19 protein-coding genes and 2 pseudogenes are annotated in these 23,735 nt (G+C 74.2%); 10 read left to right on the top strand and 11 right to left on the bottom strand.

The annotated features are described in order from the left end of the window. Positions 1-109: 109 nt before the first annotated feature. Entirely contained in the window at positions 110-2,842 is a 2,733-nt protein-coding gene (locus O2W17_RS19900; protein ID WP_269194190.1) for a LuxR C-terminal-related transcriptional regulator, read from the bottom strand. A gap of 84 nt (positions 2,843-2,926) precedes the next feature. Continuing rightward, a complete protein-coding gene (locus O2W17_RS19895) occupies positions 2,927-3,238 on the bottom strand; it encodes a cupin domain-containing protein (RefSeq protein ID WP_269194405.1) in 312 nt (103 codons plus the stop codon). 11 nt (positions 3,239-3,249) lie between these two features. On the opposite strand from O2W17_RS19895, the gene O2W17_RS19890 reads away from it, so the two are divergent. Then, complete coding sequence (locus O2W17_RS19890; protein ID WP_269194409.1) at positions 3,250-3,402, top strand: hypothetical protein; 153 nt, start codon at positions 3,250-3,252, stop codon at positions 3,400-3,402. A gap of 6 nt (positions 3,403-3,408) precedes the next feature. On the opposite strand, the pseudogene O2W17_RS22225 reads toward O2W17_RS19890, so the two are convergent. Then, positions 3,409-3,540: pseudogene (locus O2W17_RS22225) on the bottom strand (helix-turn-helix domain-containing protein); the annotation flags it as partial. Between the two features lie 434 nt (positions 3,541-3,974). Between O2W17_RS22225 and O2W17_RS19885 the strand changes: the two are divergent. Further along, a complete protein-coding gene (locus tag O2W17_RS19885) occupies positions 3,975-4,235 on the top strand; it encodes a hypothetical protein (RefSeq protein WP_269194189.1) in 261 nt (86 codons plus the stop codon). Positions 4,236-4,320: 85 nt separating this feature from the next. Here the strand turns inward: O2W17_RS19885 and O2W17_RS19880 are convergent. The 8 genes and pseudogenes from O2W17_RS19880 to O2W17_RS19845 all read right to left on the bottom strand — a co-directional run bounded on the left by O2W17_RS19880 (position 4,321) and on the right by O2W17_RS19845 (position 14,991). Further along, a pseudogene (locus O2W17_RS19880) lies at positions 4,321-7,508 on the bottom strand (heavy metal translocating P-type ATPase). 177 nt (positions 7,509-7,685) lie between these two features. Continuing rightward, positions 7,686-8,603: an EamA family transporter gene (locus O2W17_RS19875; protein WP_269194188.1), complete on the bottom strand. Its 918-nt coding sequence runs from the start codon at positions 8,601-8,603 to the stop codon at positions 7,686-7,688. A gap of 174 nt (positions 8,604-8,777) precedes the next feature. Beyond that, complete coding sequence (locus O2W17_RS19870; RefSeq protein WP_269194187.1) at positions 8,778-9,311, bottom strand: GNAT family N-acetyltransferase; 534 nt, start codon at positions 9,309-9,311, stop codon at positions 8,778-8,780. 116 nt (positions 9,312-9,427) lie between these two features. Beyond that, positions 9,428-11,956, bottom strand: coding sequence for an FtsX-like permease family protein (locus O2W17_RS19865; protein WP_269194186.1), 2,529 nt, complete (start codon positions 11,954-11,956; stop codon positions 9,428-9,430). A gap of 5 nt (positions 11,957-11,961) precedes the next feature. Beyond that, the gene (locus O2W17_RS19860; RefSeq protein ID WP_269194185.1) at positions 11,962-12,741 is read right to left on the bottom strand and encodes an ABC transporter ATP-binding protein; all 780 of its coding nucleotides are present in this window, start codon (positions 12,739-12,741) and stop codon (positions 11,962-11,964) included. Positions 12,742-12,871: 130 nt separating this feature from the next. After that, positions 12,872-13,009: a hypothetical protein gene (locus O2W17_RS19855; RefSeq protein WP_269194184.1), complete on the bottom strand. Its 138-nt coding sequence runs from the start codon at positions 13,007-13,009 to the stop codon at positions 12,872-12,874. Positions 13,010-13,118: 109 nt separating this feature from the next. Next, positions 13,119-13,352 (bottom strand): heavy-metal-associated domain-containing protein, encoded by a 234-nt coding sequence (locus tag O2W17_RS19850; RefSeq protein ID WP_269194183.1) that lies wholly within the window; start codon positions 13,350-13,352, stop codon positions 13,119-13,121. Positions 13,353-13,467: 115 nt separating this feature from the next. Then, positions 13,468-14,991 (bottom strand): MFS transporter, encoded by a 1,524-nt coding sequence (locus tag O2W17_RS19845; RefSeq protein WP_269194182.1) that lies wholly within the window; start codon positions 14,989-14,991, stop codon positions 13,468-13,470. A gap of 128 nt (positions 14,992-15,119) precedes the next feature. Here O2W17_RS19845 and O2W17_RS19840 point away from each other — a divergent pair, with 128 nt between their 5' ends. The 8 genes from O2W17_RS19840 (at position 15,120) to O2W17_RS19805 (ending at position 23,324) form a co-directional block, all read left to right on the top strand. After that, entirely contained in the window at positions 15,120-17,837 is a 2,718-nt protein-coding gene (locus O2W17_RS19840; protein WP_269194181.1) for a helix-turn-helix transcriptional regulator, read from the top strand. A gap of 116 nt (positions 17,838-17,953) precedes the next feature. Then, positions 17,954-18,442 carry a hypothetical protein gene (locus tag O2W17_RS19835; protein WP_269194180.1) on the top strand — a complete coding sequence of 163 codons (489 nt, stop codon included), beginning with the start codon at positions 17,954-17,956 and terminating at the stop codon, positions 18,440-18,442. 45 nt (positions 18,443-18,487) lie between these two features. Beyond that, positions 18,488-19,615, top strand: a complete 1,128-nt coding sequence (locus O2W17_RS19830; RefSeq protein WP_269194179.1) for a flavin-containing monooxygenase — start codon at positions 18,488-18,490, stop codon at positions 19,613-19,615. 141 nt (positions 19,616-19,756) lie between these two features. Then, a complete protein-coding gene (locus tag O2W17_RS19825; RefSeq protein ID WP_269194178.1) occupies positions 19,757-20,125 on the top strand; it encodes a hypothetical protein in 369 nt (122 codons plus the stop codon). A gap of 36 nt (positions 20,126-20,161) precedes the next feature. Beyond that, the gene (locus O2W17_RS19820) at positions 20,162-21,772 is read left to right on the top strand and encodes a molybdopterin-dependent oxidoreductase (protein ID WP_269194177.1); all 1,611 of its coding nucleotides are present in this window, start codon (positions 20,162-20,164) and stop codon (positions 21,770-21,772) included. 354 nt (positions 21,773-22,126) lie between these two features. Then, positions 22,127-22,330, top strand: a complete 204-nt coding sequence (locus O2W17_RS19815; RefSeq protein WP_269194176.1) for a zinc-ribbon domain-containing protein — start codon at positions 22,127-22,129, stop codon at positions 22,328-22,330. Between the two features lie 361 nt (positions 22,331-22,691). Beyond that, positions 22,692-22,985 (top strand): antibiotic biosynthesis monooxygenase family protein, encoded by a 294-nt coding sequence (locus O2W17_RS19810; protein ID WP_269194175.1) that lies wholly within the window; start codon positions 22,692-22,694, stop codon positions 22,983-22,985. A 54-nt stretch (positions 22,986-23,039) separates the two neighbouring features. Further along, positions 23,040-23,324, top strand: a complete 285-nt coding sequence (locus tag O2W17_RS19805; protein WP_269194174.1) for a hypothetical protein — start codon at positions 23,040-23,042, stop codon at positions 23,322-23,324. Positions 23,325-23,735: the final 411 nt, after the last annotated feature.

Below are 23,735 nucleotides of genomic sequence, written 5' to 3'. Positions count from 1 at the left end.
TTTGGTGAGCGCGGATCACCATGTGTGGTGATCCGGAGGGTGAATCGCGGCCTGCAGAGGGCGGGCCGATCTCCTGCGTGGCGTCAGGTGCCGGCCGATCGCGGGAGCGCTACGGGACGACGGCGGTGGAGACGGCGCGGCCGCCGGCCGCGGTCAGCAGGCCGAGGTCCCGGCCACGGCGGACCGCCGCCCGACGGTTGTTCACGCCGAGCTTGGCGTAGAGGTTCTTGGTGTGGGTGCGGACGGTGTTCACCGACACGAACAGCCGGCGGGCGATGTCCGGGCCGTCCAGGTCGGTGTCCAGCAGCCGTAGGACGTCGAGCTCACGGGCGCTGAGCGGTTCGACCAAGGCCTGCCGGCCGGCAGCCGCGGTGACCGGGCCCGGACCGGCGGCGAGGAGCCTGCGGAGGTAGGGCCGCGTGCCCTCTCGCGTCGCGAGGACCTCCAGCAGCGAGGTCATCGCCTGCCCTTCGTCGAGGAAGACCCGCACGTAGCCTTCCGGCTCCGCGAGGGTCAGCGCCCGTTCCAGCGTGGCCAGCGCCCGGGGAACGTCGCCGCCGGCCCGATGCGCGAGCGCCAGCGGCACGGACAGCTGGACCACGCTGCCGGTCCGCATTCCCTCCTGCGCAACGTGTCGCAGCCGTTCCAGGAGCTCGGTCGCCCGGGTGAGGCAGGTGGGGTCACCCGAGAGCTCGTGCTGTGCCAGCAGGATCCGGGCGAGGGTGGCGTGCTCGAACTCGTGCAAGTAGGACAGCGGATCTTCAGGTGACAGTGCCCGCTTGCCGGCCCAGTCGAACGCCTCGTCGACTCGGCCCCGGGCAAGGCACATCCGCGCGCGCACCGCGGCGATCGGGCGCACGTCGGGGAACATGTCGCCGACGTACACATGCTCGGCCTCGTCCAGCAGGTCGACGGCGCCGTCGAGGTCTCCTCCCGCCGCCCGCAGCCTCGCCGTCGCCAGCCGGCTGCGGTGCCGGTTCTGCGGTAGGCCGGCGCCGTCGCCCAGTGCGGCGCTCGCGGCCAGGTGCTCCCGCGCCGCAGCCAGCTCATTGCGCTCGAGCGCGACCTCGCTCAGCCCCACGTACATGTCCGCCGCTCCGCGCAGGACGGACCCGCCGTGCCGGAACGCGGCCGTCAGCCCGGACCGGTGGACGGTCTCGGCCTCCCGGAGCCGACCGCGAGCCAGGGCGATGTCGGCCAGGGCGATCGAGACGCCGAGGGTGTCCGAGTGGTGCCCCGCCCGGCGCAGCTGCGCGGAGGACTCGGTCCACCAGCGATGCGCGTCATCGAGGTCGCCGGCGGTCCAGTACGCCAGCCCGAGCAGCCCTGCCGCCGAGCCGCGTACCAGGTGCTCGTCGTCCCCCGCGAGTTCGAGGACGCGCCGGGCGTGCCTCGTCGTGGCCTGCAGGTCGCCGGTCAGACGGGCCTGGGCGGCGCGGTACACGGCTACCTGGCTCCGGACCGCGCGGACGACGGCGTCCTCGGCACCGGCCCCGCCCGTGGCCCGGACTCCGATCTCGTCCAGCCAGCGTTCGGCCTCCCGGAGGTGCTCTTCCACGCCGTCGAGTTCGCCGTGGACCAGGATCGCGCCGGCGTATCCCGCCCGGAGGACCGGTCGTCCCCGGAGCACGTGCTCGGGGAGCTGGCTGAACCAGTGGCGGAGCGTCGTCTCCTGGCGATTCTGCCGGGCCGCCGGCATGGCCAGCTCAACGAGATCGGCGGCCCGCTCGGGATCACCGCCGGTCAGCGCGTGCCGGACCGCCTCGGCGGGCTCACCGTTCTCGGCGAACCAGTCGCCGGCGCGCCGGTGCAGTTCAGGGATGGACTCCGGCCGTTCGGCCAGCAGCCGCGCCTGCAGCACGTCAGCGAAGAGGTGGTGGTAGCGGTACCAGTGGCGGCGGTCGTCGAGCGGCACCAGGAACAGGTTCGCCCGGTCCAGGCGCTCCAGCATCGTCGTGCCGCCGTCCCCGCCGACCACCCCGTCACACAACGGGCCGCTGAGCCGGCTCAGGATGGACGTCTGCAGCAGGAAGTCCCGGACGTCGTCGGGCTGGCGCTGCAGGACCTCTTCGACCAGGTAGTCGACGACGTACCGGTCGTCCCCTGCGAACCCGGTGATGAAGCCGGCGACGTCATCGCGGCCTCGCATCGACAACGCCGCCAGCTGCAGCGCGGCGATCCACCCCTCGGTGCGGGCATCGAGCGCCGCGACGTGCTCTGCGTTCAGCGCCAGCCCCATCGACTCGGTGAGGTACCTGGCCGTCTCCGCGGTGGTGAACCGCAGGTCGGCGGCACGCACCTCGACCAGCTCGCCGCGCGCCCGCAGCCGGGCCAGGGGCAGCGGAGGGTCGGCGCGGGTGGCGATCACCAGGTGGACGTGCGGGGGCAGCCGCTCGAGCAGGAGGGCCATCCGCTCGTGCACGTCCCGGGCCGTGATGACGTGGTAGTCGTCCAGGACCAGCACCACGTCGTCCGGCACGGCGTCGAGGTCATTGATCAGGCTGGCGAGCACCTCGTCCATCGACGCATGCGGCTCGCGCAGGACCGCCAGCGCGCTGGAGCCCACACCGGCGACCGCGGTCTGCAACGCGGAGATGAGGTAGGCCCAGAAGACGACCGGGTCGTCGTCCCGCTCGTCGAGCGACAGCCAGGCGATCGACCGCTCCTCGGCACCGGCCAGCCACTCCGTCAGCAGCGTGGTCTTCCCGAACCCGGCGGGCGCCGAGACCAGCGTCAGAGCCGCCTCGTCCCCGCGGCCCAGGAGCTCGCCCAGCCGGGAACGCGCCACCACCCCGCGCCGCCGCCGGGGGACATGCAGCTTCGTGGTGAGCAGAGGGCCCATGACGACCACCTCCCCGGAGGCGCCATGCCCCGGTTCGACGACTCGGGTCACCGGCCACACCGTCGGCTCAAGAGACGTATCGTGTCAGCGGCGCCTGGCTGTGTCGACGGTCTTGCGTCCCTCGCCACGTCCGTGTCCTGCCGCGGCCTCGCGGCGTGGTGCGGCACGGACGCGGATCCGCTCTCCCTGCCTGCCCAACAGGCTCAGCACCTCCACCGCCTGGCCACCGGCGGGTCCGAACCAGTGCGGCAGCCGGGTGTCGAACTCGGCCGCCTCACCGGGGTCGAGGGTGATGTCGTGATCGGCGAGGACGAGCCGCACTCGGCCGGCCAGCACGTGAAGCCACTCGTATTCCTCGTGGGTGCGGAGCTCGGGCTCCCCCGGCTCGGGCGGGATGACCGTCTTCCATGCCTGATGCCACCGGGCTGCCGGGTCAGCGGGACGACGATGCGGCCGTTGCGCTGCCGCGGGGTCAACCGGATCCGGGGATCGCCGAACTGCGGAGCGCCGACCAGCTCGTCGAGCGGGACCCGGTGCGCCTGGACGATCGGCAGCAGTAGCTCGAGGCTGGGCTTGCGCTGACCGGCCTCCAGCCGGGACAGGGTGCTCTTCGAGATGCCCGTCTCGGCGGCCAGTTCGGTCAGCGAGACGCTGCGCCGTGCCGTGGCCGGCGTGGAGCTCGCCGACGGCCGGGCCATCCCCCGCGCCGCGGTCTTCATCCGCCCGGTCAACCGGCCGCATCCCGACGGCCTGCTGGCTGCTCTGGGGTGCGAGGGCGACGCTTCCGGCAACGTCCACGCCGACGCCACCGGAAGGACCAGCGCCTTCGGCGTGTGGGCCGCCGGCAACGTCGTCGACCCACGTGCCCAGGTGATCGCCTCGGCCGGAGCCGGAGACACCGCGGCGATCGCCGTCAACGCCGACCTGGTGCAGGAGGACGTCGACCGGCGGTGGACGCCCAGCACGACATCCGCGACGTGTTCTCCACTGCGACCGAGGCCCGCGTCGCAGCAGCCGTACTCGGCGGCCGCCGACACGGGCTGTGAGCCCAAGAGCGCGGTGGCCCGCTCCCCCTGGCCACCACACCCGCCGCGCCGCAGAGCACGCGACGACGACACACGAGGAGCACGACATGTCCACGGGCTCGAGGACCCGACCCCAGCCGCCGATTCCGCCGCCGTCGAACCACCAGCTGGCGCCGATGATCTGGCTGGCAGTGCTACCGACGCTCACTGTCCTCAACCTCGCGTTGAACAGCCTGCTGACCGACACCCCGGTTGCCCTGCGCACCGCCATCCTCGCCACGATCGCCGTCCCGATCGTCATGTACGGACTCTCAGCGCAGCTGCACCAGCTCCGTACCACGCTGCTGGCCCGACAGCCGGCCGGATGACCGACCGCGGAACTCCGCACGGGATCTCAGGTCTCTCGCCGAGTATGTCGGCCCGACGGCGTCCGGCCGTCCCGGAGCACCGGGCTCAGCCCGCCTCGACCGTGAAGGGAACGGTGATCACGTCGCCGTCGGCCAGCCGGAACTGACCCCACAGCTGATAGGTGCCGGCGGTCGGGAACTCGGCGTGCACGTCGAGTTCCGGGCCGAAGGTCTGCCCGGGCGTGGCGAAGACCGGTCGCCCGGAGTCGTCGGTCACCTCAGCGTGCTCGTGGGCGAAGGTGGATCCGTCTGCGCGCATCACCACGACGTGGCCCGCGGCGGCGAGGTAGGGCTGCAGGTCGTCGAGCGGCCGGCCGGTGTCCGCGTCGGTGACCGTGAAGTGCAGGTCGCTCACGCCACCGACCTCTGCCTTCCCCTCGAGCTCGACACGGACGCCGCCGATGACCGCGGTGCGCGGTCCTTCCGCGAGGGTCACCGGCTCGGGAACGGGACCGGCGACCGTGATGACCTGCCGCTGGTGGACATCGCTCATCTGCCCCTGCTGCCGGAACTCGGTGTTGATGATGTAGCTGCCTGGGGTCGGGAAGGTGACGTCCACGGCCAGCCGCCCGGGGTCACCGGTCGGCTGCGGGTGGACATGAGCGAAGGTGGCGAGGTCCTCCCGGGTGGCGATGAGGTGCATCCACGCCTCGTGGCTGCGCGTGAGATCCTCGATCGGCTCGCCGGTGACGGCGTCGACGACGGTGGCGACCAGCCGCGTGGGTTCGCCGGGGCGGACCTGTGCGGGTAGGTCCAGCCGCACGTCCACGCCGGCCTCGGCGGCATCGGTCGGTGGCACCTCGGCGGTCATCATCTCGCTCATGGCGGGGCGCATCGGCATGCCGGTGCCCTGCATCCAGGCGAGGGTGCCGTTCATGCCGCGTTCGGCGAAGTCCATCCGGCTGACCGCTGTGAGCCCCGCGCCGAGCGCGAGCGCGACGACGGCGACACCGGTCAGGTAGGCGTACTGGCCGATCCGTGCGCGCAGTGGCGGTCGCAGGATCTCCTGGACGGTCGCCGGCCGCTGGAACCGGCGCAGCCGCAAGGCGTTGGTCAGCACGCTGACCGAGCTCATCGCCATGGCGGCGCTGGCCAGCACCGGGTCGAGCAGCAGCCCGTCCCACCAGTAGAGGGCACCGGCGGCGACCGGGATGAGCAGCACGTTGTAGCCGAACGCCCAGGCCAGGCCCTGCTTCATGGTCGCCACCGTGCGCCGGGACAGGGCGATCGCCGAGACGATGCCACGCAGGTCACCGCCGACGAGGGTGATGTCGGAGGCGGCGATGGCGACGTCGGCGCCGGTGCCGATGGCGATGCCGAGGTCAGCGGCCGACAGGGCTGCGGCGTCGTTGATGCCGTCTCCGGCCATCGCCACCACGTGCCCCTGCGTCTGGAGCTCGCGGACCTTGGCCGTCTTGTCGGCGGGCAGCACCTCGGCGAGCACGTTCCCGATGCCGACCTGGTGGGCGATGGCGCGGTCGCGGTGTTGTCCCCGGTGAGCATCCACACCTGCAGGCCCAGCGCCTGCAGCTGGGCTACCGCCTCGGCGGACTCGGGCTTGACCGTGTCGGCGACGGCGATGCTCGCGGCCGGCTGCCCGTCGACGGCGACGAACATGGCGGTCTGCCCGCCCGCGGCGGCAGCGGCGGCGGCAGCGGCCAGCGCGGACACGTCCACCCCGCGGGCGCGCAGCAGTGCCCGGTTGCCGGCGAGCACGTGCCGGCCCCCGACGACGGCGTCGATGCCGTGGCCCGGGACGGCGTCGAAGGAGCCGAGGTCAGGCAGGTGCAGCCCGCGGGCGGCAGCGGCGGCGACGATCGCCTCGGCGACGGGGTGCTCGCTGCCGGTCTCCGCTCCGGCGACGAGGGCCAGCACGTCGTCTTCGGCCCAGCCGCCGGCGGTGGTCATGGAGATGAGCGCCGGCCGTCCGCTGGTGAGGGTGCCGGTCTTGTCCAGGACGACGGCGGTGACCCGGCGGCCGGTCTCCAGCGCGTCGCCGTTGCCGACCAGGATGCCGAGCTCCGCGGCGCGGCCGGTGCCGACCATGACCGCGGTCGGGGTGGCCAGGCCGAGCGCGCACGGGCAGGCGATGATCAGCACCGCGATCGCCGTGGTGATCGCCATCGTCAGCCGGCCGGTGTCCGGGCCGAACAGCGCCCAGACGGCGAAGGTGGCCACGCCGAGCAGCAGGACGATCGGGACGAACCAGGCGGAGACGCGGTCGGCCAGCCGCTGCATCGGCACCTTCGCGCCCTGCGCGTCCTCGACCAGGCGGACGATCTGCGCCAGGGCGGTGTCCTTCCCGACCGCGGTGGCCCGCAGCACCACCGTGCCGGTCCGGTTGAGCGTGGCGCCGATGACCGTGTCGCCGACGCCTTTGTCCACCGGGAGGCTCTCGCCGGTCAGCATGCTCTCGTCCACGGCGGTCGCCCCGTCCGTGACGACGCCGTCCACCGGCGCCTTCTCCCCCGGCCGCACCCGGACCAGGTCGCCGACGACGACCCGTTCGACCGGTACGTCCACCTCCGCGCCGTCGCGCAGCACCCGCGCCGTCTTCGGGGCCAGCCCCACGAGCGCGGTGATCGCCGCGGCGGTGCGCTTCTTCGCGCGGGCCTCCATCCACCGGCCGGCCAGGACCAGGGCGAGGATGACCAGCGAGGTCTCGAAGTACACGTGCAGCGGCAGGCCCCAGCTCTCGGCGGCGGCCGGCCACAAGGTGACGAAGGCGCTGTATCCGTAGGCGACGCCGGTACCGAGCGCGACCAGGGTGTTCATGTTCGTCGACCCGTGCGTGGCCGCGGTCCACGCCGCGGCGTAGATCTCCCGGCCGGCCCAGGCCTGCACGACGGTGGCCACGACGAGGATGGCCGGCATCAGCCAGTCCATCGTGTCCAGGTGGAGCGGCACGTACATCAGGGCCATGAGCCCCAGGCCTGCGGTGAGGGTGACCTGCCACTTCCACTTCAGCGCGGTCACCTGCGCTTCGCCCTCGTGGTCCGCGGTCGCCGCGGCGGGATCGGTGCCGACGCCCTGGTCGTCGGGCTGGGCCTCGCGGCGCGGCGTGGCGGTGTACCCGGCACGCGCCACCGCCGCGGTCAGCTCCTCGACGCCCACCCGGGCCGCGTCGAACCGGACGGTGGCGACCTCGGTCGCCAGGTTCACCTCCGCGGCCGCGACGCCGTCGACCCGGCGCAGCGCCTTCTCCACCCGGCCGACGCACGAGGCGCAGGTCATGCCGCCGATGTCGAGGGTGCAGCCGGCGGTCGGCTCGGTCGCCGTCGCGGCGGCCGGAGGGACGGTGGTCGTCATGACAACTCCCGGTCGGGACAGGTTGATGGGGCGAAGTCGATGCTCGGGGGTGACCCAGGGGGTCGGACCGGCGATTTCGCCGGGTTGCCGGCGCGACGTCGATCAGCGGCCGGCGGCCTGCGCAGGGAGTGGCGCGGTAGGAACCCGCGGAGCGATCTCGACCGCGCTGCGTCCGGCCGCCCGCTGCACCGGGGCGGCCGGACCGCTGCCGAGCAGGACGCCGGCTACGACGACCGCACCGCACACCAGCTCGACGGCGAACGTGGGCTCGCCCAGCACGAGCGAGGACGAGGCCATGCCGGCCACCGGCACCAGCATCGAGTAGGGGGGCGACCACGCTCGACGGGTAGCGGCTCGTGAGCCAGGTCGACACGCCCGACCCGCCGATCGTGGCGACCAGCACGGTGTAGGCGGGGCCGGCCACGGCCAGGGTGCCCTGCCCGGTGCCCAGCGAGGCCACCGACGCCGAGATGCGAGCCGGACCTTCGAGGGCCAGTGAGCGACGAGCATGGGCAGCGGTGGAACCACCGTCATCCACAGCGTGAGCCGGAACGGCTCGGTAGCCCGGGCCTGCCGGCTGCACAGGTTGCCCAGGGCCCAGCCGAGCCCGCCGCAGACCGTCAGCAGGAACGGCAGCAGCATCGCCCCGCCGCCCAGCTCGGCCCGGTGGACGGCGATCCCCGCCAGGCCGGCTGCCGCCGTGGCGACGCCGAGCGCCTGGCGGCCGCTCAGCCGCTCGCGCAGCAGCACGCCGGCCAGCACCACGGTGAAGGGAGCCGACGACTGCAGCACCAGCGAGGCGAGACCCGAGGGCATCCCGGAGGCCATGGCGAGGTACAGGAAGAGGAACTGCAGCACGCCGAATCCGGCGCCGTACCCGAGGATCCACCGCCACGGCACGGTCGGCCGCCGGACCAGCAGCACGGTCGGAACCGCGAGCAGCGCGAAGCGCAGGGCGACCAGGAAGAACGGCGGGAAAGGGCCGGCGAGAGGTGGATCGCGAAGAAGTTCAGTCCCCACGAGACGGCGACGGCGACGGCGAGGAGCCGGTGACGCTGGTGCATGGGGACTCCTCCACCAGGGGCGCAGGGGGTGCTCGGTCGGACTCAGCTGCTCCGCGGTGGCGAGCGCCGTCGACCCGGTGATCTCGCCGGGCTCCGCCCTGCGCCCGCTGGTGCCGGCCGTGGCTGCCGGTCAGACGCCGCCGGGAGGCACCGCGGCGGCGGCCTCCGCATACGCGGTCGGCGGCCAGGCGGCGAGCACCTTGTGCCGCAGGCCGGCGCCCAGGCGGCGGTAGAAACGCTGCGCGTCGGCGTTGTCGACCTCCATGCTCCAGCGGATGAGCAGCTGCTCCGGTTTCGCCAGTCCGGCGAGGGTGGCCATGAGCTGCCGGCCGACGCCGGCGTCGCGGTGCCCGGGGCGGACGTAGAGGTCGTCGAGGTTCACGACGTCGCCACCGGTCCACAGGTGCAGCTGCCGGACGGCGGAGACGTAGCCCACCGGCCCGCCGCTGTGTTCGGCCAGCAGCACGATGACCTCGGGCCGGGCCAGCAGGCGGCGCCACTGCTCCTCCTGGACGTGGACGTGGGCCGCTTGGTCCTCGTGCGCGGCGATCTCGGCGACCATGACGGCGACGTCCGCGGCATCGGCCGGCGTCGCTCGGCGGGTCGTGACGGCCGCATGGTGGTCGTGGGGTGTCGTGGGGCAGGTGGTGGACAGGTCGGTCATCAGAACTCCTTGTCGACGGTGGTGCACGGGCGGGATGGACGGTGGCGCCCGGGCGGTGCGGCAGGCCGCGGGCGTGCCCGTCGTGGCGGCCGGAGATCCGACGCCCGCAGCGGCGGTCAGCGGGTGGCGATGGCGGTGAGGACGTCGAGCCGGGCAGCCCGGCGGGCGGGCAGCAGACCGGCGGCAAGGCCGGCGAGCACGGCGATCCCGACCACCGCCAGGAGCTGCCCGACGGGGATCCGGATGGGCAGCAGCTCGTCCTTGCTGAGGCCGACCAGGGTGGCCGCGGCGAGCCCGAGTCCGACGGCGACGCCGGCGACGACCGCGACCACGGCCACCAGGACGGCCTCGGCGCGGATCATGGACCGCAGCTGCCGGCGCGTCATGCCGACCGCCCTCAGCAGCCCGATCTCCCGGGTTCGCTCCACGATGGACAGGGCCAGGGTGTTGGTGATCCCGAGCAGCGCGATCACCACGGCGAAGCCGAGCAGGAGGGTGATCAGCCCGAGCGCCTGGTCCACCGTGGCGGCCCGGGCGGCGACCGCATGAGTCTGGTCGAGGACCTCCGCGTTCGGGAAGTCGCTGACGGCGGTCTCCAGTGCCGTCCGGCCGGCCTCCGCGTCGACGCCGTCGGCGAGCGCGACGAACACGCTGGCGTCCACGTCCTCGTTGAAGTGCTGGGCGTACGTGGTCAGGGACAGGATGTAGCCGCTGCTGAGCGCCTGGGCGGATTCGTCGGCCATGACGCCGACGATCCGGACCTGCTGCTCCCCGTGACGCGGCAAGGTCATCGCCAGCTGGTCGCCGACCCGCAGGCCCCGTTCGATCGCGATGTCCTCGGCGAGGACGGCCCCTCCCTCCTCGAGGTCGCCGAGGTCGCCGGCCGTCATCTCGACGTCTGCGACCTGCGGCAGGGTCGCCGGGTCGACGGCGGTCAGCGCGCTGGTCATGCCGCCGTCCAGCCAGTGCCCGTAGCGGATCGAGGAAGTCGCGCCCACCTCCGGCAGCTCGGCGACGCGGGCCGCGACCTCCGGGGACAGTCCGCCGAGCATCTCGTCGCCGGCGCTCTGGATCAGCAGGTCGGCCGTCAGGGCCTCCTGCTGGCCGGCACTGATGGCCTTCACCGACCCGCCGAGAACCGAGACGAAGCTGATCAGGGCCAGGCCGAGGGCCAGGGCCATCGCGGTGGCGGCCGTCCGGCGCGGGTTGCGAACCGTGGACTCACGCGCGAGGCGGCCGGGCACGCCGAGGCCGTCCAGCGGGCGGCCGACAGCGTTGGCCAGCCGCGGTGCCAGCACCGGGCCCAGCGCGACCAGGCCGAGGAAGAGCAGCACCGCGCCGAGCGCGACGCCGGCGATGTCCCGCAGATAGGCGGCAGCGCCCAGCTGCGCGACACCGAGGGCGAGCAGCACCCACCCGGTGATCAGCCGGCGCCGGCGAGGTCGAGGCCGTGCCGGCTCGGCGAGCCGCATGGCCTCGACGGGGGCGACGCGGGCGGCGCGGCGGGCGGGTCCGAGCGCGGCCAGGAGAGTCACGAGGGCGCCGGCGACCAGCGCGACCAGGACCGTGCGGGAGGTGACGGTCAGCGGGCCGTCGGGGAGCGCCAGGCCGGTGCGCTGCGCGAGGCCGCGGAGCCCGTAGGCGGCGCCGACGCCGGCCGCGGTGCCGCCGGCCGCGCCGGTGATCCCGATGAGGAGGGCCTCGGCGAGCACCGAGGCGAACACCTGCCGACCGGTGGCCCCGGCGGCGCGCAGCAGGGCCAGTTCCCGGCTGCGCTGGCTGAGCACGATGCCGAAGGTGTTGGCGATCAAGAACGCGCCGACCAGGAGCCCGGCGGCAGCGAGCGCGAGGAGCACGACGCGGAGGTAGCTGATGCTCTCCTTCGCCGCCTCGGCGCTCGCTTCGGCGGCGTCCTGGCCGCTGGTGACCGCGTACTCCTGCCCCAGGGCCTGCGCCAGGTCGCTCCGCAGCTCGGCGACGGCGACGTCGGGGGCGGCGATCACGTCGACCGACGTCACCCCGGTGCCCAGGTCGAGCAGGGCCTGGGCGGTGCCCAGGTCGACCATCACGACGGCGCTGTCGGACAGCCCGTCGTCCTCGCCCACGCCGGTCAACCCGACGACCTCCAGCCGGCGGCTGACCGTGGCGGAGACGGTGACGGTGTCGCCGATGGCGATGTCGTGCGCGGCGGCGGTGGCGGCGTCCAGGACCACCTCGTCGCCGCCGTCCGGCGCGCGGCCGGTGCGCAGCTCGTAGGCGGTGAACGGCGCTTCCGCCCACGTCCCCACGATCGTCGGGCCGTTCGGTCGCACCGGTTCCCCGCGGACCTGCAGCTGCCCGGGACCGGACGCGACCGCGCGTGCCTGCCCGACACCGGGGGTGCCTGCGACGCGCTCGGCGAGGTGGGCCGGCAGTGGGTCCCGCTCCACCTCCACGCCCATCGCGCTGCCGAACGCGGCCGCGGCGCGGACCGTGAGGTCCACGCCGGCGGCGGCCGTGCGGAACTGCGCGTCGAGCAGCCGGCTGCTGGTGTCGGTGAGCACGAGGCTGCCGGCGACGAAGGCGACGCCCAGGGCGACAGCGAGCCAGGTCAGGGTCAGGCGGGAGCGGTGCGCGACCGCGTTCTTGACGGCGAGGCGCCACACCGGGATCAGGCTCCGATCGCTGAGGCAGGAGCGTCGAGGCGCGCCATGCGTGCCAGGACGGTCTCGGGCGTGGGGGCGGAGAGCTCGTCGACGATGCGGCCGTCGGCGAGGAAGACGACCCGGTCGGCGTAGGAGGCAGCGACGGGGTCGTGGGTGACCATGACGATCGTGTGGCCCAGGGTGCGGGTGGCGTCGCGCAGGAAGCCGAGCAGTGCGGCACCGTGGCGGGAGTCGAGGTTGCCGGTCGGCTCGTCGGCGAAGACCAGGTCGGGCCGGGCGATCAGCGCCCGGCCGACAGCGACGCGCTGCTGCTGGCCCCCGGAGAGCTCGGCCGGTCGATGGTCGAGCCGGTTGCCCAGGCCCAGCATCTCGACCAGCTCGGCCAGCCATGCCCGGTCGGGTCGCTTGCCCGCCAGGGTGAGCGGCAGGGCGATGTTCTCCGCGGCGGTCAGGGACGGGATGAGGTTGAACGCCTGGAACACGAAGCCGAGACGCTCCCGGCGCAACAGGGTCCGCTCTCGCTCGGACAGCGCGGTGAGTTCGGTGTCCCCGATGAGGACCCGGCCGGAGTCGATGGTGTCGAGGCCGGCGAGGGCGTGCACCAGCGTCGACTTGCCGGAGCCGCTGGGCCCCATGATCGCGGTGAGCCGACCGGAGTCGATCGCGACGTCGGCGCCGTCGAGGGCGCGTACGGCAGCTTCCCCCTGGCCGTAGGTCTTGACGACGTCGCGGGCTTGCGCCGCGACGGCGAGGGATGTGCTCGCAGGTGGGGCGACGGTGGTCATGGCGGTCTCTCTCTCGCGGATGGCGGGGTCAGGTCTGGTGGCTGGTCGGTCAGCGGAGATGTGCGGTGCGGCCGGCGGGTGGGTGGGACAGGGCGCAATCGCCGGGGGTCCGCGGGGCGCGGGCTGCCGGTCAGGTGCAGGGCCGGTGGAGGCGGCGCCGCCACCGGCGGGGCGGCTGCAGGCAACGGGCCAGCCGGGCGCGCTGGGCGTCGCCGATCAGCTCCTGGTGACGGGAACGGGCGAGGTAGTCGTAGGTGACGAAGGACATGGCGGTCTCCTGCAACGGGAGGTGGGACGGAACCGGTCACGCCGGCGGGGCGGGTGGTGAGGGGTGCGGCGGCGGGAGCCGGGCGGGGCTCCCGCCGCCGGAAGGGCGGTCAGGACCGGAGGGTGTAGCCGGCCTCGTCGACCGCGGCGGCGATGTCCGCGCGGTCCACGGGGCGGTCGGCGGTGACGGTGACGGTGCCGCTGGCCACGTCGACGGTGACGGACTCGACGCCGTCGACGGCGGCGATCTCCTCGGTGACCGCACGCTGGCAGTGCGCGCAGGTCATGCCGGTGACGGTGAAGGTGGTCGAGCCGATGAAGGTGCGGGGGGTGCCGGACAGCATGGGAACTCCTCGGAGGGTTGGTGGTGCGATCGGTCGGTGGGAAGAGTCGCCGCGGACCGGCGGCCTTCTCACCGGGCATTTCGCCGGGTTTGTCGCCGGGATGGCCGGCAGCGGCTCAGCGGCCGTGGTCTCCGTGCACGTGACCGGTGGCGCCGGCCGTCGGCTTGCCGGCGGGGACGGCGAGCAGGGCCAGCACGAACAGGGCGGCGAGGACGCCGGCGGTGGCGGTGAAGGCGCGTCCGTAGCCGTCGATGAGACCCGCCTGTGTGGCGAGGTCGCCGGCGATGGCGGTGAGCGCCGCGACGCCCAGGGCGGCGCCGATCTCGTGGCCGGTCATCATCAGCCCGGACGCGAGCCCCGACTTCTCGGCCGGCACGTCGCTCATGGCGGCGACGGCGATGGCGACGAACATCGGTCCGACGCCGGCGCCGACCAGCATGAACCCGGGCAGCACGTCGGCGGCGTAGGACGTGCCACCCGCGTTGGCCCCCAGCAGCAGCACGCCGCCGGCCATGACGACCAGCCCGCCGAGGATCAGCGCGCGGGCGCCGAGGCGGCCGATGACCTTCGACGCGACGGCGGCGGCCAGAGTGATCGCGGCGGCCAGCGGCAGGAACTGCAGCCCGGCGATGACCGGGGACGCGCCGATGATGTCCTGCAGGTACAGCGAGGACAGGAAGATCGCGCCGACCACGACGCCGGTGACGCCGGCCATGACCGCCGAGGCGGAGATCAGCGACCGGATCCGCCAGGTCGACGGTGGCACCAGCGGGTCGGCGGCGCGGCGCTCCACCCGCGCGAACGCGGTCAGCAGGACCGCGGCGAGGGCCAGGGCGAGCCAGGTGCGAGGTGCGGTCCACCCGGCCGAGCGGGTGGCCTCGATGCCGAAGACCAGCGCCAGCAGCCCGGTGACCAGGGTGAGCGCGCCCGGCACGTCGAGCCGGCGCAGCGCGCCGCGCTGCGCACCACCGCGGGCCACTGTCCGCAGCGTGCCGAGGGCCACCGCGGCACCGATCGGCACGTTGATGAAGAACACCGCGCGCCAGCCCAGGGCGCTGGTCAGCGCGCCGCCGAACAGCACGCCGGCGGCGATGCCCAGGCTGCCGACGGTCCCCCACACGGCGAGCGCGGTTTGCCGCTGCCGGCCGGCGTAGGCGGTCATGATGATCGACAGCGCAGCCGGGGTGAGCAGCGCGGCACCGGCGCCCTGCGCGGCCCGCGCCAGGATCAGCGTGAGCGGGGTCTGGGCCAGGCCGCTCACCAGCGAGGCCGCGGTGAACACGCCGACGCCGGCGAGAAACGCCCGCCGTCGGTTCAGCAGGTCGGCGATCCGCCCGCCGAGCAGCAGCAACCCACCGGACAGCAGCACGTAGGCGCTGACCGTCCACTGATAGTCGGCGGCGGACAGCTGCAGGGCGTCGCTGATGCTGGGTAGGGCGACGTTCACCACCGACACGTCAAGGATCACCATGAACTGGGCGGCGATCATCAGCGCGAACACCGTCCACGGCCGGCGCGGCTCGTCCGCGGGCGGCGACGGGTGGCCCGGCGCGGTGCGCGCGGTGTGGTGACCGGGCGCGTGCTGCGGCTGGTGCCGGGGGGTGAGCGCCGCCGGTTCGGCGCTGGGATGGGCCGACATGGCTCCTCCTCGAGGTGGGGGCTGTTGGTCTGGTCCCACGCTCGCCATCGCCGGGATCACCCACGCCGGTGATTTCGCCAGGTTCTCGATCCGGGGCCTGGCCCGCTCCGATCGGTACGGTCCCGGTCGTGCTTGTCGGACGGGATGACGAACGTGCGGCGATCGCCGCTCTGCTCGACGCCGCACGCGCCGGAGCCGGCGGGTCGCTGGTGCTCCGTGGCGTGGCCGGGTCGGGAAAGTCGTCGCTGTTGGCGGAGGCGGTCACGACCGCCTCCGGCATGCGGGTGCTGCGTACGTCGGGAGTGGAGTCGGAGTCCCCGCTGGCGTTCGCCGCGCTGCAGCGACTGCTGTGGCCGGAGCGTGCCCGCATCGAGAGCCTGCCGGCACCGCAGGCTGCGGCGCTGCGGGCGGCCGTGGGCGAGGCGACCGGTGGTGGTGACGGTGACCGGTTCCTGGCCTTCCTCGGCACGCTGAGCGTGCTCGCCGACGCCGCGGAGGAGACGCCGGTGCTGGCCGTGGTCGACGACGCGCACTGGCTGGACGACGCCTCCGCCGCGGCACTGCTCTTCGCCGCCCGGCGGCTGCAAGCCGAACGCGTCGCGCTGCTCTTCGCCGCCCGCGACGGCGAGGCCTACGGCTTCGACGCTCGCGACCTGCCCACCGCAGTTCTCGGTGCCGTCACCGGGACCGACGCCGAGGAACTGCTGGCGGCGCGGGCCGGCGGTGCGGTCGATCCGGCGGTACGTGACCGGCTGGTGGCCGCAACCGGCGGCAACCCGCTCGCCCTCGGCGAGCTCGCCGCCGCCCTGACCGGCGACCAGCTGGCCGGCCGGGCGCCGCTCCCGGCGCCGCTGCCACTGACCGGCGGCGTCGAGCGGGGGTTCCTCGACCGGGTTCGGCATCTGAGTGACCGGGCCCAGCGGTTCCTGCTGCTGGCCGCGGCCGACGACACCGGCCGACTGACCGTCGTCCGGGACGCCGCCGCTCGTCTCGACCTCGGTGACGACGCCCAGGAGGAGGCCGAGCGGATCGGTCTGCTCCGGGTCGACGGCGACGCTCTGACGCTTTACCACCCGCTGGTCCGCTCGGCGGTGTACCGGGCGGCCACCAGCGCGCAGCGGCGCGCCGCCCACCGGGCGCTGGCCGACGTGCTGTCCGGGGACCCGGATCGACGGGCGTGGCACCTGGCGGCGGCGGCCGACCGGCCGGATCAGGCGGCGGTCGACGCGCTGGACGCGGTCGCCGAGCGGGCTGCCGGCCGCGGCGGGCACGAGGCCGCTGCCGCCGCGTGGGCGCGCGCCGCCGAACTCACCGGTGGAGGTGAGGCCCGGGGCCGGCGGCTGTACCTGGCCGCGTCGTCGAGCTGGCTCGGGGCGCACCCGTCCCGGGCGGCGGCCTTGGCGGCCGCGGCCGCGGCCGACGTGACCGAGCCCGCACTGCGCGCGCGGCTGCTCACGCTGCAGGGGCAGATCGAGTGGAACACCCGCTCGGTCGACGACGGCTACGACTACATCGTGCAAGCCGCCCAGGTGGCAGCTGGCGCCGAAGAGGCGCTGGCCCAGCAGCTTGCGATGCTCGCCGCGTCGCTGGCCGCTTTCGGCGCACGGTCCGCGCGGGAGTTCGATCCGGCCACGCTGGTCCCTCCGCCCGGGAAGGACGCCGCCCCGCACTTCCGGGCCGCCTCCGCCCTGCTGCACGGATTCCGCGCTGTCCGCCGTGAGGACTGGGCCACCGCGACCGACTGCTTCCACGACGCCTTCACCCTCACCGACGACATCGTGGTGGACGATCACGTGCTGCAGCCGAACCTCGGCGTCGCAGCGATGCTGATCGATGACGACGAACGCGGCCTGCGGCTGCACCAGCAGCAGCTGACCGCCGCCCGGAGCGCGGGCGCGCTGAGCATGGTGGAGCACGCGCTCACCCGCGGAGCGCTGTTCCAGATCGCCACCGGCGCCTGGTCGCAGGCGGCCGGCGCCGCGAACGAGGCGCTGACGTTGACCGCGAGCACGGGGCATGCAGGGCTGACCGCGCTGCCGACCGCCGAGCTGGCCCTGCTCGGCGCGCTGCGCGGGGACGACGCCTCCGATCAGCACGTGGCGGACGTGTCGGCGATCCGGGACGCGCACCCGGTCGGGCTCACCGAATCCATCGTGGTCGACCTGGTGCACTGGGCGCAGGGGCTGCGCGCCCGGCAGCCGGCGTCCGCGCTGCACCACCTCGAGCAGATCAGCTCCCCGGCGTACCGCCGCATGGCCGCTCTGGACCGGATCGATGCCGCGGTCCGCGCCGGCCGGGAGGATCTCGCACGCACCTGGCTGGCCGAGCTGGAGGCGTTCGCGGCCGGCACGCGCGCCCCGGCCGCGGTCGCCGCCGTGGAGCACGGCCGCGCCCTGCTCGCCGGCGACGGCGACGCTGAGCAGCACTTCCGCCGCGCCCTGGCCGCCCTCACGGCGTCGCTGCGGGTACCCGATCGGGCGCGCACCGAGCTGGCCCTCGGTGAGTACCTGCGCCGCGCGCGACGCCGGGTGGACGCCCGTGCGCACCTGCGGGCGGCGCTGGCGCTGTTCGAGGAGCTGGGCGCGGCGCCGTGGGCCGAACGCGCCGCGCAGGAGCTGCGCGCCTCCGGGGAGACCGCCCGCCGCCGCGACGTCACCACGTCCACCCACCTGACCGCCCAGGAGCGCCAGGTCGCGGCACTCGTGCGGCAGGGGCTGTCCAACCGGGACGTCGCCGCGCGGCTGTTCGTGTCCCCGCGCACCGTCGACTTCCACCTGCGCAACGTGTTCAGCAAGCTCAACGTGGCCTCCCGCGCCGAGCTCACCGCGCTCTCGCTGGACCTCTGACCGGCCGGCTGCTGCGACGCGCCCCGGCAGCCGACCTGGCGGTTTTGCCGGCGTGAGGCCGGCAACCCGCTCCTAGCGTCCGAGCGACACCACAGCCCGGACGCCAGGAGCTCCCGATGACCAGCACCGTCGACACCCGCACCCCCGACGCGACCGCAGCCTCGGGTTCTCGCCGGCACGGCGGCGTGCCCACCACGCTTGCCCGCCGCTGGCCCACCGGCATCGGCGTCGCGGCGGTCGCCGCCAGCCTCACCGCCCTGGCGCCGCTGCCCGACCAGGTGCACGCCTGGATCAGCGCCTGGTGCGTGCTGCTCGCCGCGGTGATCTACCTGGCCTGGGGCACCGCCCGCGGCGACCTGAGCGACCGGCGGCTGCTGACCGCCCAGACCGCCGCGGTGCTCGGCTTCGGCGCGGTGGCGATGGCGGCGGTCGCCGTCGACCCGGCCGCCGCGCGCTACGTGCTGGCCGCCGGCTGGCTGGCCCACGCCGCCTGGGACGTCGCCCACCACCGCCTCGGCCGGGTGGTGCCCCGCTGGTACGCCGAGACCTGCCTGGCCGCCGACCTCATGATCGCCACCGCCCTGCTCACCGTCGGCCTTGTCTGACCGCCGGCACCCCCTCCGTCCCTCCTCACCACGCCTGGAGATCCCATGCCCACGTCACTGCCCTGCCCCGCCGGTCAGCGCGAGCTCCTAGATGTACTCGTCATCGGCGCCGGTCAGGCCGGCCTTGCCCTCGGCCACCACCTCGCCGCCCGCGGAGCGGACTTCCTGTTGGTCGACGCCGGCCCGGAGATCGGCTCCTCCTGGCGCTCCCGCTGGGACTCGCTGCGGCTCTTCAGCCCCGCCCAGTACGACTCGCTGCCCGGAATGCCGTTCCCCGCCCCGGCCGACACCCACCCCAGCAAGGACGACGTGGCCGACTACCTCGCCGCCTACGCCGCCCACTTCGCGCTTCCCGTGCGGCTCAACTCCCCGGTGTTGCGCCTGCACCGTGACGCAGACGGGGCCTTCGCGGCCACCACCCCGACCGGGACGCTGCGCGCGAAGCAGGTCGTCGTCGCCACCGGCCCCTTCCAGACGCCGCACATCCCCGCTCTCGCCGACGGGCTGGACCCGCAGGTGCCGCAGCTGCACAGCGCCGAGTACCGCAACCCGACGCAGCTGCCCGGCGGCGGTCGGGTCCTGGTCGTGGGTGCCGCCAACTCCGGCCTGCAGATCGCCGCCGAGCTCGCCACCACGCAGCCGGTCACCGTCGCGGTCGGCACCCGGCCGACCGAGCTGCCCCAGCGCATTGCCGGCCGCGACCTGTTCTTCTGGCTGACCCGCTCCGGGTTCTTCACCGTGCCCGCACACACCCGCATCGCCCGCCGGCTGCGTGCCCGGGGCGACATCGTCATCGGCACCCGCAGCCGCACGCTCCGCCGCCGGGGCATGGATTTCCGGCCCCGGCTCCTCCACCTCGCCGGCCGCACCGCCACCTTCGCCGACGGCAGCACTGTCGACGTCGACGCGGTTGTCTGGGCGACCGGCTACCGACCCGACCACTCCTGGCTGCACGTGCCCGGCGTCGTCGTCGACGGGCAGGTCCGCCACGACGCGGGGGTCACCGACGTTCGTGGCATGTACGTCCTGGGCCTGCCGTGGCAGACCTGCCGCGGCTCGGCCCTGCTGGGGTTCGTCGGCGCCGACGCGGCAACCCTCTCCAAGCGCATGGCCGCCGACGCCACCCGGCCGGTGCGTTCCGAGCCGTCGATCCAGGCGGTTTCCCCGGCGTGACACCCCTGCCGCGCCCCTAGCGTCAACCGCAGCACCCCGTCCGTCCCACCGATGGCCCGCCGAGGAGAAGCCGATGCCCATGCGACCCTGCTCCCGCCGGCCGGGCCGGCCAGGCCCGCGCCGGGCAGTCACCATGCCGCGGTGGTCCAGTTCCTCACAGGCTGGGCCACCACGCTGCTGCCGCTGCTGGTCGCCGTGACCGGTCTCGAGCTCGGCTGGTCGCTGCTGGGCGGGACCACCTGGCTGGTCGCCGGTGCCGGTGTCGTCGGGTGGGCGCTGTTGGCGGCCGGTTGGCTGTTCCACCGCGACTGGCGTGCCGGTGCCGTGGTCGCCGCACTGGGCGCCCCGGTGGCCGTGCTGGCAGGGCCGGCCGTGCTCGGCTGGCTCGCCCCACCCGGGGCTGTGCTCTGGGGCCCGGTGAGCGCCGTCCTGACCGTCGCGCCGGCGATGGCCGCACAACCGCTGACCCCGGACGTCCCACCCTCCGCCGAGCCCCCGGCTCGCGGCTGACCACCCCGACCCGCCCGGTCTCCCGAGGAGCATCCGATGACCGTCTCGCACCCTCCCCGTCACACCGCCGGCCTGCTCGCCGGGCTGCTGGCCGCCGCCGCCGGGGAGATCACCGCCACCGCCACCCGCCGCGGCCGCTCACCATCGTCCGGCCTGGCCCGCGGCCTGGTCGACGCTGCACCGGCGATGCTCGTCGACGGCGGCGTCGCCCTCGTCGGCCGAGCGGACAAGCCCGGCCTGGCCGTGCTCGCGGCCGGCACCAGCGGCCTGGCCGCGGCAACCGGCGCCACCCTGGCCGGCCGACGGCCGCTGCTCGGCGCCGCCGTCGCCGCCGCCCCGCATGCCCTCGGCGGATACCTCGCAATCCGCCGCGGCGACGCCTCCGCCCGGGATACCGCCGCCGCCACGGCCGCCGGCATGCTCACCGCCGCTACCGCTCTCGCGATCGCTCCGCTGCCCGTGCGTCCGCCGGTGGTGGCGGCTGCCGCGGCAGCCGCCACCGGAGCGGTCGTGGCCACCGACCGGCGGGCCCGCCGCCGCGCCGCTGCCGCGCTGTGCGACCAGGTGCGGCTACCCGCGCCCACCCGGCCGCTGCCGCCGGTCCCCGCTGCCGACACCGGAGCACACCGTGGCGTCTCCCCTCTGCTGGCCGAGCCCGGTGACCTGGTCGTCATCGACGTCACGGTGCCCGAGCCGCGCACCGACGTCGGCGCCTGGCGGCTCGACGTGGACGGAGAGGCGGAGCGACCGCTGTCGCTCACGCTTCCCGAGGTGCTGGCCCTGCCGCTGGAGGAGCGCGACCTGCTGATGGTCTGCGTGCACAACCCGGTCGGCGGCACCCGGATGGGCTGCGCCCGCTGGACCGGCATCGGCCTGGCCGACCTGCTCGAACGGGCCGGCGTGACCGACGACGACGGATGGCTCGTCGCCGAGGCCGTCGACGGCTACACCAACGTGCTGCCGCTGGACGTGGCCCGCCGGCACGGCTTCCTCGCGGTCGGCATGGCCGGGCAGCCGCTGCCCCGCGAGCACGGCAGCCCCGCCCGGCTGCTCGTCTCCGGACGGCACGGCCAGGACGGCAGCATCAAGTGGTTGCGGCGCCTGACCGTCAGTGCCACGCCGCCGCTGTCCTACTGGGGCTCCCGCGGCTGGGCCGACGGCACCTACCCGGTCCACCCTGCGTCCCGCATCGACGCACCCGGCTCACACGGGCGCGTCGCGCCCGGCCAGGTCACCCTTCGCGGCTACGCCTGGGCGCCCCCGGTCGGCGTCGACCGCGTACAGGTGCAGGTCGACGGCGGCGCGTGGACCGACGTCGCCCTCGGCGTCGACCTCGGCCCGGACGCCTGGCGGCCCTGGACGGCCACCTGGGCCGCAACCCCGGGCCGACACCAGCTGAGGGTCCGCTGCCGCACGACCAGCGGTGGATGGCAGGAGGAGGGCACCGCCACGCCGTTTCCGAATGGCGTGCGCGGCATCCACACGGTGACCGTCCAGGTCGGCGGCCATCCCGCCGGAGCCGCGCTGCGCCGGCTCACCGCCGAGTGCATCACCCGTGCGACCTGGGCGACGCGCAGCGTCGCCGCATGGCGTCAGCGCGGACCCAGTCGGTCGACCGTCGGCCAGGCCGCAGGCGCGACCGATTGATCTCGATCAGCACCGCCACGCGCCACACGCCTCCCGGCTACGCCCCTGGTCCTCCGCAGGGGACCGCGCTCCCCCTATGGACGAAGGCATCGCCATGAGCGCCGCTTGACGACATCCCCGGGAGTCAGCATCGAGCCAGGCACCACCGACGACATCGGCCGGCAGGCCGGCCGGGAGTCTCGGGCGCTGCTGGCCCTTCCCCAGTGCAAGAAGGTCCACTAGACCGGTGGCGTGGTGCTGCGAGGGCCTGGTCAACTCCGCGCGGCCTGAGCGGGGAACCTCGAGCCCCATTGCTCCGAGCCTCGAGGAAGACGCCCGCCCAGCGGCGGCCGGCCGACTGCCTACGGTCACGGAATGATCTTCCTCTTCGGCTTCGGCACCAAGGAACAGGACCTGGGCCCGGGGGAAGTCCGCACCTGCCCGAACTGCGGCAACACCACGCCATGGGCGCAGGTGCGGTCGGTGGAGCAGTTCACCATCTTTCTCATCCCGATCGCCCGGTGGGGACGACGGCAGCTCGAGATCTGCGGCATCTGCGGCACGGCCGTCGAGGTCTGATGAGGAGCGCCGGGAGCCCGCCATGACTCAGCAGTCACCGGCCGAGCCGCGCATCGTGAGCAGATGAACAACCCCCGTCTACTTCGGCAGACCGGGGTTCACCATCCCCTGACATCAGGTGTCCGAGAAACCGGGTCAGGGTCCTTCCGGCCGGGGACGTCGACGGGTTGTGCCGGCCGCGTGCAGTTGATCGGACGTCGCTACGGCGACGCCGGTGTGTTCGCCGCCCGCGCGGCCTATGGACGCCTGCGCCCCCTGGTATGACGCCTACGCCCGATGTGCTGACCGACCGCTCACGTGATTCGCTGGTCGCGACCTCGACCGAACCTCCGGTATCCGGGAGTCAGTAATGATGACAGTGGTGACCACGACCAGGCTCCGGCCCGGAGGAGAGGCGGAGTGGGACGCCGCGATGCGCGCCCGGTTCGACTCCGCCCGTGAGCGGCCCGGCTGGATCTCCGGACAGCTCCTCACCTCGGACGACGAGGACTCCATCCGCGTGATCGTCGGAACCTGGCGGAGCCGCGAGGACTGGGAGGGGTGGCACGCAGACCCCGCTTTCCTCGACCAGCGAGCCACGCTCGAACGCCTGGAGGAGGAGCCCAGCCGAGTGGCGTGGTTCCGAGTGGTCGCTGACGCCCTCGGCCGCGACTGAGGCTCCCAGGGCCGCGGGGATTTTCTCCTGCCTCTGCTCGCAACGGGGATCGCCGTGAATGCCGCGCTGCCAGGGGATTCACCGCTGTGGTGGCTGCACGACACCGACTCGCTCGGCCGGCTGGTTCCGGTCGCCGGCGCCCTCCTGACGGGGGTCGGCGGGCTACGGGCCGGCGGCTCGTGGCGCTGGTCGGGTTCCGCCTTGATCGTCGCTGCCCTCGTGTCGCTCCCGTTCAACGCGCAGGACGATCGGGTGCTCCTGTCTGTCCCCCTGGGAGTGGCCTGGCTTGCCTGGGGGATCTGGTGGGCCATGCGCGACGAGGTCCCGCAGACGGCCTGAGCCGTCATCGGCCCGATGCGCCTCAGGCGCCGGGATGAGCGGTCGGCGACGGCCACCACCGCCATGCGCACTTCCCTGAGCAACCGCCCTCGGCGACCGGCAGCCCCGCGGTACTCGGTCCCGCCCGTGCTCCGTCCGACGCCGGCGACCGGGGCCGTGAAGGCGGGACCCGGTTCACCCAAGGTGCTCTTCAACCGGCCGTAGTCGTGTGCGAATGGAGCGCGTCGCCCCTCGGACACCCATCTTGGGGCTTCTGCAGTTCAGGAGCCCGGGGGGTGCCCTGTCAGGACTTTGGAAGGGCCTTCTTATCCTCGCGTGATACTTCGCGCCACGGTCAGCCCTCGGGCAGCGCAGTGAATCGGTCGGCTGCCTCGCGGCCCACGCCCGGGTGCACGCGCTGGTAGAGCTGAG

Source organism: Blastococcus sp. VKM Ac-2987, from assembly GCF_026967805.1.
Taxonomy (GTDB): Bacteria; Actinomycetota; Actinomycetes; order Mycobacteriales; family Geodermatophilaceae; genus Blastococcus.
This window is presented reverse-complemented; position numbering and strand designations above follow the sequence as displayed.

Excerpts from the sequence above, each read along its gene's own strand:
- O2W17_RS19900 (WP_269194190.1), bottom strand. The coding sequence starts at position 2,842 with ATGGGCCCTCTGCTCACCACGAAGCTGCATGTCCCCCGGCGGCGGCGC.
- O2W17_RS19890 (WP_269194409.1), top strand. The coding sequence starts at position 3,250 with ATGCCTGATGCCACCGGGCTGCCGGGTCAGCGGGACGACGATGCGGCC.
- O2W17_RS19885 (WP_269194189.1), top strand. The coding sequence starts at position 3,975 with ATGTCCACGGGCTCGAGGACCCGACCCCAGCCGCCGATTCCGCCGCCG.
- O2W17_RS19870 (WP_269194187.1), bottom strand. The coding sequence starts at position 9,311 with ATGACCGACCTGTCCACCACCTGCCCCACGACACCCCACGACCACCAT.
- O2W17_RS19860 (WP_269194185.1), bottom strand. The coding sequence starts at position 12,741 with ATGACCACCGTCGCCCCACCTGCGAGCACATCCCTCGCCGTCGCGGCG.
- O2W17_RS19855 (WP_269194184.1), bottom strand. The coding sequence starts at position 13,009 with ATGTCCTTCGTCACCTACGACTACCTCGCCCGTTCCCGTCACCAGGAG.
- O2W17_RS19850 (WP_269194183.1), bottom strand. The coding sequence starts at position 13,352 with ATGCTGTCCGGCACCCCCCGCACCTTCATCGGCTCGACCACCTTCACC.
- O2W17_RS19845 (WP_269194182.1), bottom strand. The coding sequence starts at position 14,991 with ATGTCGGCCCATCCCAGCGCCGAACCGGCGGCGCTCACCCCCCGGCAC.
- O2W17_RS19835 (WP_269194180.1), top strand. The coding sequence starts at position 17,954 with ATGACCAGCACCGTCGACACCCGCACCCCCGACGCGACCGCAGCCTCG.
- O2W17_RS19830 (WP_269194179.1), top strand. The coding sequence starts at position 18,488 with ATGCCCACGTCACTGCCCTGCCCCGCCGGTCAGCGCGAGCTCCTAGAT.
- O2W17_RS19820 (WP_269194177.1), top strand. The coding sequence starts at position 20,162 with ATGACCGTCTCGCACCCTCCCCGTCACACCGCCGGCCTGCTCGCCGGG.
- O2W17_RS19815 (WP_269194176.1), top strand. The coding sequence starts at position 22,127 with ATGATCTTCCTCTTCGGCTTCGGCACCAAGGAACAGGACCTGGGCCCG.